This is a genomic window from Stenotrophomonas sp. YJH_SMC_131 (assembly GCF_059367975.1).
Genome location: NZ_JCAFRJ010000001.1, coordinates 749,221 through 763,543, shown reverse-complemented (window position 1 = coordinate 763,543; position 14,323 = coordinate 749,221). Strand labels below are relative to the sequence as shown.

General features: G+C 69.4%; 14 protein-coding genes. All 14 read left to right on the top strand.

Annotation, left to right across the window (positions count from 1 at the left end; genetic code table 11):
• Position 1 precedes the first annotated feature (1 nt).
• Genes AC5P56_RS03490 through AC5P56_RS03425 form a run of 14 tightly spaced genes read left to right on the top strand, consistent with a single transcriptional unit; the run spans position 2 to position 14,312 of the window.
• Positions 2-553, top strand: a complete 552-nt coding sequence (locus AC5P56_RS03490) for a COG4648 family protein (RefSeq protein ID WP_014648848.1) — start codon at positions 2-4, stop codon at positions 551-553.
• Positions 546-2,231, top strand: coding sequence for an ApeI family dehydratase (locus AC5P56_RS03485; RefSeq protein ID WP_111205367.1), 1,686 nt, complete (start codon positions 546-548; stop codon positions 2,229-2,231). Before AC5P56_RS03490 ends, AC5P56_RS03485 begins: the two co-directional genes overlap by 8 nt.
• On the top strand, positions 2,221-2,991 hold the full coding sequence (locus tag AC5P56_RS03480) for a glycosyltransferase family 2 protein (RefSeq protein WP_014648846.1): 771 nt from the start codon (positions 2,221-2,223) through the stop codon (positions 2,989-2,991). The genes AC5P56_RS03485 and AC5P56_RS03480 overlap by 11 nt, the downstream gene beginning before the upstream one ends.
• 1 nt (position 2,992) lies before the next feature.
• Positions 2,993-3,934 (top strand): lysophospholipid acyltransferase family protein, encoded by a 942-nt coding sequence (locus tag AC5P56_RS03475; protein ID WP_014648845.1) that lies wholly within the window; start codon positions 2,993-2,995, stop codon positions 3,932-3,934.
• A complete protein-coding gene (locus AC5P56_RS03470; RefSeq protein WP_032960620.1) occupies positions 3,924-5,474 on the top strand; it encodes an HAL/PAL/TAL family ammonia-lyase in 1,551 nt (516 codons plus the stop codon). Before AC5P56_RS03475 ends, AC5P56_RS03470 begins: the two co-directional genes overlap by 11 nt.
• Positions 5,461-5,892, top strand: coding sequence for an acyl-CoA thioesterase (locus tag AC5P56_RS03465; RefSeq protein WP_134809429.1), 432 nt, complete (start codon positions 5,461-5,463; stop codon positions 5,890-5,892). Before AC5P56_RS03470 ends, AC5P56_RS03465 begins: the two co-directional genes overlap by 14 nt.
• A complete protein-coding gene (locus tag AC5P56_RS03460) occupies positions 5,889-6,518 on the top strand; it encodes a LolA family protein (RefSeq protein WP_046433189.1) in 630 nt (209 codons plus the stop codon). Before AC5P56_RS03465 ends, AC5P56_RS03460 begins: the two co-directional genes overlap by 4 nt.
• The gene (locus AC5P56_RS03455; RefSeq protein WP_126411509.1) at positions 6,511-8,865 is read left to right on the top strand and encodes an MMPL family transporter; all 2,355 of its coding nucleotides are present in this window, start codon (positions 6,511-6,513) and stop codon (positions 8,863-8,865) included. Before AC5P56_RS03460 ends, AC5P56_RS03455 begins: the two co-directional genes overlap by 8 nt.
• A 52-nt stretch (positions 8,866-8,917) precedes the next feature.
• Positions 8,918-10,168 carry an NAD(P)/FAD-dependent oxidoreductase gene (locus AC5P56_RS03450; RefSeq protein ID WP_014648840.1) on the top strand — a complete coding sequence of 417 codons (1,251 nt, stop codon included), beginning with the start codon at positions 8,918-8,920 and terminating at the stop codon, positions 10,166-10,168.
• Positions 10,156-10,713 (top strand): DUF3261 domain-containing protein, encoded by a 558-nt coding sequence (locus AC5P56_RS03445; protein ID WP_134809430.1) that lies wholly within the window; start codon positions 10,156-10,158, stop codon positions 10,711-10,713. Before AC5P56_RS03450 ends, AC5P56_RS03445 begins: the two co-directional genes overlap by 13 nt.
• Positions 10,710-11,894 (top strand): beta-ketoacyl-[acyl-carrier-protein] synthase family protein, encoded by a 1,185-nt coding sequence (locus AC5P56_RS03440; protein WP_288495445.1) that lies wholly within the window; start codon positions 10,710-10,712, stop codon positions 11,892-11,894. Before AC5P56_RS03445 ends, AC5P56_RS03440 begins: the two co-directional genes overlap by 4 nt.
• Positions 11,891-12,346, top strand: coding sequence for a hotdog family protein (locus AC5P56_RS03435; protein ID WP_032960608.1), 456 nt, complete (start codon positions 11,891-11,893; stop codon positions 12,344-12,346). Before AC5P56_RS03440 ends, AC5P56_RS03435 begins: the two co-directional genes overlap by 4 nt.
• The gene (locus tag AC5P56_RS03430; RefSeq protein WP_032960607.1) at positions 12,343-13,074 is read left to right on the top strand and encodes a 3-ketoacyl-ACP reductase FabG2; all 732 of its coding nucleotides are present in this window, start codon (positions 12,343-12,345) and stop codon (positions 13,072-13,074) included. The genes AC5P56_RS03435 and AC5P56_RS03430 overlap by 4 nt, the downstream gene beginning before the upstream one ends.
• The gene (locus AC5P56_RS03425; protein ID WP_014648835.1) at positions 13,074-14,312 is read left to right on the top strand and encodes a beta-ketoacyl-ACP synthase; all 1,239 of its coding nucleotides are present in this window, start codon (positions 13,074-13,076) and stop codon (positions 14,310-14,312) included. Before AC5P56_RS03430 ends, AC5P56_RS03425 begins: the two co-directional genes overlap by 1 nt.
• Positions 14,313-14,323: the final 11 nt, after the last annotated feature.

Below are 14,323 nucleotides of genomic sequence, written 5' to 3'. Positions count from 1 at the left end.
CATGGCTCGCGCACGTACCGTCGTGGTGGCAGGGATTTCGCTTGCCTACCCGCTGCTGGTGTACCTGGCGATGGGCCGTTTCGAGCCGCGCTGGTTGTCGCTGCTGCTGTTCACCCTGGCCCTGCTGCGTGCACTGAGCACGCGACAGCCGCTGTGGTGGGCCGCCGCCGCTGGCACCGGCCTGCTGGCGGTGCTGGCCACCGTGCTCAACCAGGCCCTGCCGCTGAAGCTGTACCCGGCGCTGGTCAACGTGGTGATGCTGGCGGTGTTCGGCACCAGCCTGCGCTTCGGGCCACCGCTGGTGGAGCGCCTGGCGCGGCTGCAGGAGCCGGACCTGCCGCCGTTCGCGGTGGCCTATACCCGCCGCGTCACCCAGGTGTGGTGCGGCTTCTTCGTTCTCAACGGCAGCCTGGCCCTGCTGACCGCGCTGTACGCGTCGGACCGGGTCTGGATGCTCTACAACGGATTGTTGGCGTACGTGATGATGGGCGTGTTGTTCGCAGGGGAGTGGCTGGTGCGGCGGCAGGTGAAGGCGGCGCACGCGCATGGCTGAGTGGATTGCCCTGGACCGGCTGCTGCTGGAGGCACGGCCGCAGCGCAGCGTCGGCCTGTGCGACGGCGAGGTGATCGACCATGCCGGCTTCCGCCAGCGCGTACTGGCCTGGCGCGCCGCCTTTGCGGCCGCCGAAGGCCGCGACTGGGCCCTGTACTTCGATGATGCCGTGGCCTTTGCCGCCGCGCTGTTCGGTGCCTGGCATGCCGGCAAGCGGGTGTTCCTGGCCGCCGACAACCTGCCAGCCACGCTGCAGGCGCTGCAGCCGCAGGTGAGCGGCTTCGCAGGCGACGTGTCCGCCGACTACCGCTCGCTGGTGGCGCTGGACGCCGCGCTGGACGATGAGCTGCAGGCGCTGGACGAGCGCGCCTGCGAGCTGTGCGTGTTCACCTCCGGCAGCACCGGCCAGCCCAGTGCGATCGGCAAGCGCCTGGACCAGCTGGCGCGCGAGGTGGAGGCGCTGCAGGCCGCGTTCGGTGCGCAGATGGAGGGTGTGCAGGTCCATGGCACGGTGTCCCACCAGCACATCTACGGGCTGCTGTTCCGCGTGCTGTGGCCGCTGGCCGCCGGCCGCCTGATTCATCCGCGCCGGTTCTTCCACGAAGACCTGGTGGGTGCGCTGGCCGGTACCGATACGGTGCTGGTGGCGACGCCGGCCCACCTCAAGCGCCTGCCCGGGCAGCTCGACTGGGCCAGCCTGCATGGCCGCCTGCGCGCGGTGTTCTCCTCCGGTGGTCCGCTGCCGGAAGACGCAGCGCGGCAGGTGCGGCAGTGGCTGGGCGTGGCCCCGACCGAGGTCTATGGCAGCAGCGAGACCGGCGGCATCGCCTGGCGCCGCTGGGACATCGACCTGCCGCCGTGGCAGCCGCTGCCGGGCGTGCAGTGGCGCATCGACGATGGCTGCCTGGCGGTGGCCTCGGCGCACCTGGACACCCCCGGTTGGTGGCGCACCCAGGACCGTGTCGAAGCCCTGGCCGACGGCCGCTTCCGCCTGCTGGGCCGGGCCGACCGCATCGTCAAGATCGAGGAACGCCGGGTGTCGCTGGATGCGCTGGAACGCGCGCTGCGCGAAGACGCCGAGGTGGATGACGCGCGCGTGCTGGTGCTGCCCGGGCAGCGCGAGCAGCTGGCCGCCGTGGTGGTGCCGGCCGATCCGGCGCTGCTGGAGGGCGGCGACGCTGCGCGGCGGGCGCTGGGCCAGCGCCTTGGCGCCCGCCTGGCGCATGCGCATGACGCAGTGACCCGGCCGCGTCGCTGGCGCCTGGTGCAGGCGCTGCCGATCAATGCGCAGGGCAAGGTGACCCAGGCCGCGCTGGCGGCGCTGTTCCAGCCGTTGATGCCGGTGCCGGCGTGGGATCACCGCGATGCCGCCAGCGCCACCCTGCGCATGACCCTGGACCCGGCGCTGCGGCCGTTCCAGGGCCACTTCCCGCAGGCGGCAATCCTGCCCGGCGTGGCGCAGCTGGACTGGGCGGTGCGCTTCGCCCGCCAGGCGTTTGTGATGCGGGGCGCGTTCGTGCGCATGGATGCGGTGAAATTCCAGCACGTGGCCCGCCCCGGTGACGAGTTGACCCTGCAGCTGGACTGGGATGCCGCACGCAACGTGCTGGCCTTCCGCTACACCTCCAGCCACGGTGTGCATGCCAGCGGCAGGGTGGTTTTCGCTGATGCGGACTGACCCGGCCGTTGCCGGTGCCGCATTCGCGCCACTGGTGGTGATCCCTGTCTACGACCACGAGCACGCCATCGCGGCGGTGGTCGATGGCGTGCAGGCTGCGGGACTGCCCTGCCTGCTGGTCGACGATGGTTCGCACGATGGGTGCGCGGCGGTGCTGCGCGCGCTGGCACAGCGCCAGGGCGTCGACCTGCTGCGCCTGGACGTCAACCAGGGCAAGGGCGGGGCGATGCTGGCCGGCTTTGCCGAGGCCGGCGCGCGTGGCTACAGCCACGTGCTGCAGATCGATGCCGACGGCCAGCACGATACCACTGACCTGCCACGCTTCATCGAAGCCGCGCGCGCCCATCCCGAGGCGGTGATCTGCGGCATTCCGGCTTACGACGCCAGTGTTCCCAAGGCGCGCCTGTATGGCCGCTACGCCACCCACATCTGGGTCTGGATCAACACGCTGTCGCTGCACCTGCGCGACACCATGTGTGGCTTCCGCGTGTATCCGCTGCCGCCGGTACTGCGCCTGATCGGTGAAGAGACCATCGGCCGGCGCATGGATTTCGATACCGAAGTGATGGTGCGGCTGTACTGGCGGCAATTGCCGGTCGAGCACCTGGCCACGCGTGTGACCTATCCATCCGATGGCGTGTCGCACTTCGATGTGTGGCGCGACAACGTGCGCATCAGCCGCATGCATACCCGCCTGTTCTTCGGCATGCTCTGGCGTGCGCCGCGGCTGCTGTGGCGCCGCCTGCGGGGGCAGCGCTGAGATGGCGGCCGCGCAGGGTGCCCCGCACTGGGCCGACATCGGCGAATCGACGTCGGTGGCCGGCGTGCTGTTCCTGTGCTGGGTGCACCGCTGGTTCGGGCGCTGGCCGTTCCGCCTGTGCGTGTGGCCGGTGGTGGCCTGCCATTGGCTGGGCAACCGTATAGGGCGCCAGGCTTCGATGCAGTACCTGCAGCGGCTGCAGGCGCACAGCGGCGTGCTCGGCCGCGCGCCGACACGGCGTGACAGCCTGCGCCACTTCTTCGCCTTCGCCGATACGATGCTGGACAAGATCCTCGGCCTGGGCGGGCGCTACCCGGCCGAGCGCATCCACCTGCATCGTGACCTGGTGCTGCAGAAGATCGCGCGCCGCGAGGGCGGGCTGATCCTCACCGCGCACATCGGCTGCCTGGAGCTGTGCCAGGTGCTGGCCGAACAGGTGCCGGGGTTCCGCATCACCGTGCTGGTGCACACCGCGCATGCGCAGCGCTTCAACCGCCTGCTGCAGCGGCTGGACCCGCTGGCGGCGGTGGAACTGGTGCAGGTGACCGAAATGGGGCCGGCCACCGCGGTGATGCTGGCCGAGCGCGTGGCGGCGGGGGGCTTCGTTGCCATCGTCGGCGACCGCACGCCGGTACAGGGTGGCCGCAGCGTCACTGCCGATTTCCTGGGCCACCGCGCGCCGTTCCCGATCGGCGCCTATGTGCTCGCCGCGGCGCTGGGCTGCCCGGTCTACACCATGGCCTGCCTGCACGAGGGCGACGGCTATCGGGTGGCATTCGAACAGTTCGCCGAACGCATCGTGCTGCCGCGTGGCTCGCGCGACGCCGCGCTGGCCGAACAGGCACAGCGCTTCGCGCGCTGGCTGGAACTCCAGGTCATCCAGTCCCCGTTGGACTGGTTCAATTTCTTCCCCTTCTGGGATCAGGCTCCGCATGACGACTGACGCCGTACCCGTGTGCCGCTTTGGCGACGCACCGTTGACCATCGAAGACGTGGTTGCCCTGGCCCAGCGCCAGTGCGAGGCCGCACTGAGCGACGCGCCGGCGTTCCGCGCGCACATCCAGCGCGGTGCCGACTTCCTCGACCGCCTGCTGCGCGAGGACGGCGTGATCTACGGCGTGACCACCGGCTACGGCGACTCGTGCACGGTGAACATCCCGCCGGCGCTGGTGGCGGAACTGCCGCACCACCTGTACACCTACCACGGCTGCGGCCTGGGCCGTTACCTGGACCCGGTCGAGACCCGCGCGGTGCTGGCCGCGCGCCTGGCGTCGCTGGTGCGCGGCATGTCCGGCGTCAGCGTGCCGCTGCTGGAAGGCCTGGCCACGCTGCTGCAGCACGACGTGCTGCCGATGATCCCGGCCGAAGGCTCGGTCGGTGCCAGCGGCGACCTGACCCCGCTGTCGTACGTGGCGGCGGTGCTGTGCGGCGAGCGCGAGGTGCTGCATGACGGCCGCGTGCAGCCGGCGGCCGAAGTGCTGGCGAAGATCGGCATGACCCCGCTGAAGCTGCGGCCGAAGGAAGGCCTGGCGATCATGAACGGCACCGCGGTGATGACCGGCCTGGCCTGCCTGGCCTGGCAGCGCGCCGATTACCTGGCGCGCATGGCCACGCGCCTGACCGCGTTCAACGTGCTGGCCAGCGACGGCAACGCGCACCACTTCGACGAAACCCTGTTCGCCGCCAAGCCGCACCCGGGCCAGGGCCGCATCGCTGCGCGCCTGCGCAGCGACCTGCACAGCGAACGCCCGCCGCGCAACGAACAGCGCCTGCAGGACCGCTATTCGCTGCGCTGCGCGCCGCACGTCATCGGCGTGCTGGAAGACAGCCTGCCGTTCCTGCGCCAGCTGATCGAAACCGAACTGAACAGTGCCAACGACAACCCGCTGATCGACGCCGACGGCGAGCGCATCCTGCATGGCGGCCACTTCTACGGCGGCCACATCGCACTGGCGATGGACACCCTGAAAAACACCGTGGCCAACGTTGCCGACCTGCTCGACCGGCAGCTGGCGCTGGTGGTGGATGCCCGCTACAACCATGGCCTGCCGGCCAACCTGTCGGCGGCCACCGGCCCGCGCGCGGCCATCAACCATGGCCTGAAGGCGCTGCAGATCAGCGTGTCGGCCTGGACTGCCGAAGCGCTGAAGCAGACCATGCCGGCCAGCGTGTTCTCGCGTTCCACCGAGTGCCACAACCAGGACAAGGTCAGCATGGGCACCATCGCCGCGCGCGACTGCCTGCGCGTGATCGAGCTGACTGAACAGGTGGTGGCCGCGATGCTGATCGCCGCCCGCCAGGGCCTGGCGCTGCGCGAACGGGTTGGCCTGAACGCGCAGCTGCATGGCAGTCTGGCCGACATGTACGCCGACCTGGGGCAGCGCATCGCCCTGGTCGAGGAAGACCGCGCGCTGGATCGCGAACTGCGGGAACTGCTGGTGGAGATCCGCGCGCAACGTTGGGAGCTGTATGCCGGTGAATGAGGCCATCGAACGGGTTGGCGAAATTGCGTTGACCCCTGCCTTCCATGACTGCGATCCGATGAACGTGGTCTGGCATGGCAACTATTTCAAGTACTTCGAGATCGCGCGCTGCGCGCTGCTCGGGCGCTACGACTACGACTACCCGCAGATGCTCGAATCGGGCTACCTGTGGCCGGTGGTCGATGCGCGGGTGAAGTACGTGCGGCCGCTGCTGTTCAACCAGGCGCTGCGCGTGGTCGCGCGCATCGTGGAATGGGAGAACCGGCTGAAGATCGACTATGAAATCCTCGATGCGCAGAGCGGCCAGGTGCTGACCCGCGCGATGACCATCCAGGTCGCGGTGGACGCGGCCAGCAAGGAAATGCTGTACCAGTGCCCGCCGGTACTGTGGGAACGCCTGGGAGTGCCTGCGCCGTGAACCCCCTTGTCCGTCTTTCGAGCGTGCTGCTGTGCGCGCTGATCTTCGTTGCCGCACCGCAGGTGCAGGCGGCCGACCCCGCCATCGATGCGATCACCCAGGCGGTGGCGCGGCCGGACGTGCTGCGTGGCCAGTTCAGCCAGGAAAAGCAGGTCAGCGGCTTCAGGAACCCGCTGCGCTCGCAGGGCCAGTTCGTGGTCGCGCGCCGGCACGGCGTGATCTGGACCACGCTCAAGCCGTTCCCTTCCGAAGTGGTGGTCACCGCCGACCGCATCCTGAGCCGCCAGCGCGATGGCAGCACCCGTGTCGAGCTCGATGCACGGCAGCAGCCGGCGATGCGTTCGGTGAACGCGATCATGTTCGCGCTGATGAGTGGCGACGTGCAGGCGCTGTCCAGCCAGTTCAACGTGGCGGCCAGCCGTGAAGGGCAGGGCTGGCGGCTGCGGCTGACGCCGAAGTCGGCGATGCTGGCCAAGGCGTTCCAGTCGCTGACCCTGCAGGGTGACCGCTACGTGCGCCAGGTCGAGATCGTCGAGGCCAACAAGGACCGCACGCAGATCCAGTTCAGTGCATTGAGCGAGGCGCCGGCCACCCTCACCGCCGACGAGGCACGCCGCTTTGAGTGAGGCCGTCGCATCGAACGCACCGGAGCGGCTGCGGCGCTGGTGGCACTGGCTGGGCATCGCCTGGCTGTTGCTGCTGCTGGTACTGGGCGCGCAGCAGTGGCACCTGTGGAGCCAGCAATCGCGGATCGACACCGACATCCTCGCGCTGCTGCCGCAGGATGCGCATGACCGCCTGTTGAGCGACGTCACCCGGCGCATCGCCGACGGCAGCTCGCGGCAGGTGGTGGTGCTGCTGGGCAGCAGGGACGGCGCCGCCGCCAAGCGTGCGCAGGCGGCCTTTGCCGCGGCCATGGCCAAGGACACTGACCGAGCCCTGCTGGTGCCCAGTGGTTCGATCGAAGGCTGGTTCGATGAGGCGCGCGCGTTCTACGCGCCGTACCGCGACCGCCTGCTGACGCCGGCCCAGCGCGAGCAGCTGCAGGGCAGCGAACCGGGCGCGTTGGCCGAGCAGGCGTTGGCCGCGCTGTACGGCCCGATGGGCGCTCCGCGCCTGACCGACTGGCGGCAAGACCCGTTGTCGTTGTGGCCGCAATGGTGGCAGCAGCAGGCGCAGGGTTCGGGGTTGCGGCTGGGCGATGACGGCCTGCTCGAAGCCGAGGGCAGGCACTGGGCCGTGCTGCAGTTCGATACACCGGGTTCGGCGTTCCAGCTCGACGGTGAGCGTCATCTCGACGGCCTGCTGGAACGTGCCGGGCGGGCTGCCAGGGCGGCAGCGCCGGAGCTGGAAATCCTGCATGCCGGCGTGCCGCTGCACGCCGAGGCGGCCGCGGTGCAGGCCAACCAGGAGATCAACACGATCGGCTGGGGCTCGCTGGCCGCGGTGCTGCTGCTGGTGTGGCTGGCGTTCCGTTCGCTGCGGCCGATCCTGCTGGTCGCCGCGTCGTTGCTGATCGGTTGTGGCGTGGCGCTGGCGGTGACCGTGCTGGTGTTCGGCAAGGTGCACGTGCTCACCCTGGTGTTCGGTGCGTCGCTGGTGGGCGTGGCCGAGGATTACGGCATCCACTGGTTTGCCTCGCGCCAGGCCGAGCCGGCCGGTCGCCGCTGGAAGCTGCTGCGGCACCTGTTGCCGGGCCTGTGGCTGGCCTTGCTGACCAGCGCGCTGGCCTACCTGGCCCTGGGCCTGGCCCCGTTCCCGGGCCTGCGCCAGATGGCGCTGTTCTCGGTGGTCGGTCTGGCCGCCGCCTTCCTCACGGTGATCTTCTGGTTCCCGTGGCTGGATGGCGGCGAGATCCGCCAGACCCGTTTCTCGCAGTGGCTGGGCAACACGCTGGAGCGCTTCCCGCGGTTGCATGGCCGCCGGCCGGTGACGGTGTTCGTGGTGATCACGCTGGCGCTGTCTGCCATCGGCATCGCCCGCCTGCACAGCAATGACGACCTGCGCAGCCTGCAGTCCTCACCGCCGGCACTGATGGCCCAGCAGATCCGCCTGAGCCAGCTGCTGGGCATGCCCAGCCCGGCGCAGTTCTATCTGGTGCAGGGCAGTGACGCTGCACAGCTGCTGCAGCGCGAAGAAGCACTGACCGAACGCCTGCGTGTACTGGCCAACGACAAGCGCATCGGCGGTTACCGCGCGATCAGTGACTGGCTGCCGTCGCCGGCACGCCAGCAGGCCGATGCGGCGCTGACCGCGAAGGTGGAACCGGGCGTGCTGCAGGCCGTGTCCGATGCGGTCGGAGAACCCCTGCCGCGCCCCGACTTCGCCACCACGCCGCTGACCGCGGAGGCGTTCCTGGCCTCGCCGGCCTCGCAGCCGTTCCGCCACCTGTGGGTGGGTGAGGTCGGTGGGCAGATGATCAGCGTGGTGATGGTCGATGACCTGTCGCGCGCCGATGCGCTGGCGACCCTGCGCGGGGCGGCCGAAGGCCTGCCCGGCGTGCGCTGGGTGGACCGCACCGCCGACTTCTCGCAGCTGCTGGGCCACTACCGCAAGCTGATGGGGGGGCTGCTGCTGGTCGGCATCGTGCTGGTGTTCGGCGCGCTGTGGCTGCGCTACCGCCGCCAGGCCTGGCGCGTGTTCGCGCCGACCCTGATTGCCGGTGCGTTGACCCTGGGCCTGCTGGGCCTGTTCGGCCAGCCACTGCAGCTGTTCAACGTGCTGGCACTGATGCTGCTGCTGGGCATGGGCATCGACTACGGCATCTTCCTGATCGAGCACCGCGGCGATGCCAGTGCCTGGCTGGCGGTGTGCGTGGGCGCGGCCAGCACCTGGCTGTCGTTCGGCCTGCTGGGACTGTCGCAGACCCCGGCGCTGCGCGCGTTCGGCCTGACCCTGCTGTTCGGCATCGGCCTGGTCTGGCTGATCTCGCCGCTGTTCCGGCCGCCGCCGCATGATCTGCCGCGGGCCTGAGCCTGCTTCCGACTTCCTTCTTTCCACTTGATCGAGCAACAAGGACGCACCGATGAATACTGCTGTGGATGCTGTCGAACGTACTGAAATCCTGATCATCGGTGCCGGCCCGGCCGGCTCCGTGGCTGCGGCGATGCTGCGCCAGCAGGGCCGCCAGGTGCTGATGCTGGAGCGCCAGCAGTTCCCGCGCTTCTCCATCGGCGAAAGCCTGCTGCCGCAGAGCATGGAGTACATCGAGGCCGCCGGCCTGCTGCAGGACGTGGTCGAAGCCGGCTTCCAGCACAAGAACGGCGCGGCCTTCGTGCACGGCGAAGCGCGTACCGCATTCGACTTCAGGAAGAAGTTCTCGCCGGGCTGGGGCACCACCTACCAGGTGCAGCGCGCCGACTTCGACAACGTGCTGGCGCGCGGTGCCGAGCGCATGGGGGCCACGCTGCGTTTCGGTGATGAAGTGCTGTCGGTCGAAGCCGGCGAGCAGCCGGCGGTGACGGTGCGCCGCCCGGACGGCAGCGAGTACCGCATCGAGGCCGATTTCATCCTCGACGCCTCGGGCTTCGCACGCCTGCTGCCGCGCCTGCTGCAGCTGGAATCCCCGTCCAACTTCCCGGTGCGCGGGGCGATCTTCTGCCACGTGCGCGACAACATTCCGGCCGAAGCGGACTTCGACCGCAACAAGATCCTGATCACCACCCATCCCGAGCACGTCGACGTCTGGTACTGGACAATCCCGTTCTCCAACGGCTGCTGCTCGCTGGGCGTGGTCGCCGAACCGTCGTTCTTCGAGCGCTACGAGGGCGACGACCTGCAGAAACTGCAGGCCATCGTCGGCGAGGACCCGAACCTGACCCGGCTGCTGGCCAATGCCGAATGGGCGGTGCTGCCGGTGCGCCGCATCACCGGCTACTCGGCCAATGTCAGTTCGTTGTGGGGGCCGGGCTATGCCCTGCTGGGCAATGCCGGCGAGTTCCTCGACCCGGTGTTCTCGTCCGGCGTGACCATCGCCTTCAAGTCCGCGCAGCTGGCCAGTGCATGCCTGGCGCGCCGCTATGCCGGCGAAGCCGTGGACTGGGAAGCGGAGTTCTCGGTCCCGCTGCGGGCGGGCGTGAAGACCTTCCGCCGCTTTGTCGAAAGCTGGTACGAAGGCGGTTTCCAGAAGATCATCTACCACCCGCAGCAGCAGCCCGAAGTGCGCGACATGATCAGCTCCATCCTGGCCGGTTACGCCTGGGACACCAACAACCCGTACGTGGCCGATGACAGTGGCCGCCGCATGCGCGTGCTGGAGCAGCTGTGCGGCGCCTGATCGCCCCTGCGACAGCACTGCTGCTGAGCCTGCTGCTGGTGGCCTGCGCCGGCCGCATGCCGAAGCCGTTGGTGGAACTGCCGCCGCTGCGCCTGTCGCCGGCCAGCCTGCCGGCGCCGCTGGCGTTGCAGCAGCAGTTGCATTTCCGGTTCGGCACGCATGAGCGCGACCTGGATGCACTGCTGGAAGCCGATGCGCAGCAGGTGCAGCTGGCGGTGCAGGCGATGGGCCAGACCGGCGTGCGCCTGCAGTGGGACGGCCAGCAGCTGACCCAGCAGCGCGCGCCGTGGCTGCCGCCGCAGGTGCGCGCCGAGCGCGTGCTGGATGACCTGCAGTTCGCGCTGTGGCCGACCGCAGCCATCGCGGCCGCGCTGCCAGCCGGCTGGCAGGTCCGTGACGATGGCCATCAGCGCAGCCTGTCGCGCGACGGCACGGTGTGGCTGCAGCTGCAGCGCCTGGACGATGGCAGCGTGCAGCTGGACAACCGCGCCGAAGGCTATGCGCTGCGCATCGAATCGATCGACATGGCCGGGCCGGATCGATGAGTGCACCGATCTATCTGAACGATCTGGGCGTGGTCTGCGCGCTCGGCGATGGCCGCGACGTGGTGGCTTCGGCGATGTTCGCCGGCGTGCCGGGCGGGCTCAGCGACAACGATACCCTGCTGCCGGGGCACACCCTGGCGCTGGGGCAGGTGCGTACACCGCTGCCGACGCTGGAAGAACTGCCGGCCGCCCTGCGCGGGCGCAACAACGCCCTGCTGGACGTGGCACTGGCGCAGATCGCACCGGCGGTGGCCGCCGCGATCGCCCGCCACGGCGCCGAACGCGTGGCGGTCGTGCTGGGCACCAGTACCTCGGGCATCGGTGAATCCGAGCAGGCCCTGCGCACCCATGCCGAACAGGGCCAATGGCCGCCCGGGTTCGATTACGCCCAGCAGGAAATGGGTACTGCCGCGCAGTTCGTGCGCCAGCGCAGCGGCGCTCAGGGGCCGGCGTGGACCCTGTCCACCGCCTGCTCGTCCAGTGCCAAGGCACTGATGTCGGCGGCACGCATGCTGCGGGCCGGTATCGTCGACGCCGTGATCGCAGGTGGCGCGGACTCGCTGTGCCGCTTCACCGTGGCCGGCTTCAGCGCGCTGGAATCGGTGTCGGCCCTGCGCTGCAATCCATTCTCGCAGCACCGTGCCGGCATCAACATCGGCGAGGGTGCCGCGCTGTTCCTGCTCACCCGCGAACCCGGCCCGGTATGCCTGGCCGGCTGGGGCGAATCGGCCGACGCGCACCATATGTCCGCCCCCGATCCGCAGGGCCTGGGTGCCATCGATGCCCTGCAGCAGGCGCTGCAGCGCGCCGGCTGGGCGGCCGATGAAGTGGACTACGTGAACCTGCATGGCACCGCCACCGGCCACAACGATGCGATGGAAAGCCTGGCGGTGTCGCAGGTGCTGGGCAACCAGGTGCCGGCCAGTTCGACCAAGCCGCTGACCGGCCATACGCTGGGTGCTTCAGGCGCGATCGAAGCTGCACTGTGCTGGATCGTGCTGGCCGGGAACCCGCAGCAGCAGCTGCCACCGCACTGGTGGGACGGCGTGGCAGACCCCGCGCTGCCGGCACTGCCGCTGGTCGCACCGGCCACCCGCCTGGCACAGGCACCGCGGCGGGTGCTGAGCAATTCGTTCGCCTTCGGCGGCAGCAATGCCGTGCTGGCGCTGGAGCGTCGATGAACACGCTGTACGCGATCGAAGAGGTGGTGCCGCACCGCCAGGACATGTGCCTGCTGGAGCGCATCACGCACTGGGACCAGGACACCATCGAGGCCGAACTGGTGGTGCCCGACGCGGGCCTGTTCGTCGAGGAGGGCCAGGTGCCGGCGTGGGTCGGCATCGAATACATGGCGCAGGCCATCGCGGCCTGGGCCGGTTGCCGTGCGCGTGCGGCGGGCAAGCCGCCGCAGTTGGGCTTCCTGCTTGGCAGCCGCCGCTACAGCAGCCCGCGCAGCAGCTTTCCCAGCGGATCGCGGCTGCGCGTACAGGCGCGCTGCGAGCTGTTGGGTGACAATGGATTGGGGATGTTCGCCTGCCGCATCCTGGCAGGCGAGGACGAATGGGCGACAGCCAACGTGTCGGTGTTCGAACCGGCCGATGCGATGGCCTATCTGGAGAGTGGACAGGCATGACAGGGAATCGAAGCGTGCTGGTGACCGGCGCCAGCCGGGGCATCGGCCGGGCCATCGCGCTGCGCATCGCGCGTGACGGCTTCGACGTGGTGGTGCATTGCCGCAGCCGCCTGGATGAGGCACAGGCCGTGATGGCCGAGATCCACGCGTTGGGCCAGCAGGCCCGCGTACTGATGTTCGACGTGGCTGATCGCGAGGCCGCACGCGCTGTGCTGGAGGCCGATGTCGAAGCGCACGGCGCGTACTACGGCGTGGTCTGCAACGCCGGCATCGCCCGTGATGGTGCCTTCCCGGCACTGTCAGCGGAGGATTGGGACCAGGTCATCCACACCAACCTGGACGGTTTCTACAACGTACTGCATCCGCTGATCATGCCGATGGTGCGCCGGCGCAAGCCTGGCCGCATCATCACCCTGTCGTCGGTGTCCGGACTGGCCGGCAACCGCGGGCAGGTCAATTACAGCGCCGCCAAGGCCGGCATCATCGGTGCCACCAAGGCCCTGGCGCTGGAACTGGCCAGCCGCCAGATCACCGTCAACTGCGTGGCCCCGGGCCTGATCGAGACCGAAATGCTCAACGATGAAGTGGTTGAACACGCGCTCAAGCTGATTCCCGCCGGCCGCGTCGGTCGTCCCGACGAAGTGGCGGCCACGGTGGCGTTCCTGCTGTCCGAGCCGGCCGGCTACATCACCCGCCAGGTGATCTCGGTGAACGGAGGCATGATCTGATGGCCGCCGATCGTCGCGTGGTGGTCACCGGTGCCGCCGCCATCAGTCCGCTCGGCCACGACTGGCCGACCATCGAGGCACACCTGCGCAGCTGCCGCAATGCGGTGCGTGCGATGCCCGAGTGGGATGTCTATGCCGGGCTGAACACCAAGCTGGCCGCGCCGGCACAGGATTTCGAGCTGCCGCCGAACTACAACCGCAAGACCACCCGCTCGATGGGCAAGGTCGCGATCATGTCGGTGCGCGCCACTGAGGTGGCACTGCGTGAAGCCGGCCTGCACGAGCATCCGGTGCTGCGCAGCGGCCGTACCGGCGTGGCCTACGGCTCGTCCTCGGGCAGCCACGAGGCCACCGGTGAATTCGGGCGCATGCTCAACGAGTTCACCACCGATGGCATCAGTGCCACCACCTACCTGAAGATGATGAGCCACACCGCGCCGGTCAACATCGGCGTGTTCTTCGGCCTGTCCGGGCGCGTGTACACCACCTCCAGTGCCTGCACCTCCGGCAGCCAGGGCGTGGGTGCGGCCTATGAAGCGATCCGCAGTGGCAAGCAGACGGTGATGGTGGCCGGCGGTGCCGAGCAGCTCGATGCCACCGCAGCGGCGGTGTTCGACACCCTGTTCGCCACCAGCGTGCGCAACGATGCGCCGCAGACCACCCCGCGCCCGTTCGATGCCGGCCGTGATGGCCTGGTGCTGGGCGAGGGCGCCTGCACGCTGATCCTGGAAGACCTGGAGCACGCGCAGGCGCGCGGCGCCACCATCCTTGCCGAGGTGGTCGGCTACGGCACCAACAGCGATGGCCAGCACGTCACCCAGCCCAGCGCCGACACCATGGCCCAGGCCATGCGCCTGGCGCTGGAGGATGCCGGCCTGGACGCGGCGCAGATCGACTACGTCAACGCCCACGGCACCGCCACCGACCACGGTGACATCGCCGAAACCCAGGCGACCGCGCAGGTGTTCGGCAACCGCGTGCCGATCAGCTCGCTGAAGAGCTATGTCGGCCACATGCTGGGTGCCTGTGGCGCGTTCGAGGCCTGGCTGAGCATCCAGATGATGCGCGCCGGCTGGTTCGCGCCGACCCTGAACCTGGCCGAGGTCGACCCGCGCTGTGGCCAGCTCGACTTCATCACCGGGCAGGGCCGCGAACTGCAGGCCGAGTACGTGATGAGCAACAACTTCGCCTTCGGCGGCATCAACACCTCACTGGTGTTCCGCCGCTGGAGCGAGTGATCCACCGCCCC

Excerpts from the sequence above, each read along its gene's own strand:
- AC5P56_RS03435 (WP_032960608.1), top strand. The coding sequence starts at position 11,891 with ATGAACACGCTGTACGCGATCGAAGAGGTGGTGCCGCACCGCCAGGAC.
- AC5P56_RS03475 (WP_014648845.1), top strand. The coding sequence starts at position 2,993 with ATGGCGGCCGCGCAGGGTGCCCCGCACTGGGCCGACATCGGCGAATCG.
- AC5P56_RS03430 (WP_032960607.1), top strand. The coding sequence starts at position 12,343 with ATGACAGGGAATCGAAGCGTGCTGGTGACCGGCGCCAGCCGGGGCATC.
- AC5P56_RS03480 (WP_014648846.1), top strand. The coding sequence starts at position 2,221 with ATGCGGACTGACCCGGCCGTTGCCGGTGCCGCATTCGCGCCACTGGTG.
- AC5P56_RS03490 (WP_014648848.1), top strand. The coding sequence starts at position 2 with ATGGCTCGCGCACGTACCGTCGTGGTGGCAGGGATTTCGCTTGCCTAC.
- AC5P56_RS03450 (WP_014648840.1), top strand. The coding sequence starts at position 8,918 with ATGAATACTGCTGTGGATGCTGTCGAACGTACTGAAATCCTGATCATC.
- AC5P56_RS03425 (WP_014648835.1), top strand. The coding sequence starts at position 13,074 with ATGGCCGCCGATCGTCGCGTGGTGGTCACCGGTGCCGCCGCCATCAGT.
- AC5P56_RS03465 (WP_134809429.1), top strand. The coding sequence starts at position 5,461 with ATGCCGGTGAATGAGGCCATCGAACGGGTTGGCGAAATTGCGTTGACC.
- AC5P56_RS03470 (WP_032960620.1), top strand. The coding sequence starts at position 3,924 with ATGACGACTGACGCCGTACCCGTGTGCCGCTTTGGCGACGCACCGTTG.
- AC5P56_RS03440 (WP_288495445.1), top strand. The coding sequence starts at position 10,710 with ATGAGTGCACCGATCTATCTGAACGATCTGGGCGTGGTCTGCGCGCTC.
- AC5P56_RS03485 (WP_111205367.1), top strand. The coding sequence starts at position 546 with ATGGCTGAGTGGATTGCCCTGGACCGGCTGCTGCTGGAGGCACGGCCG.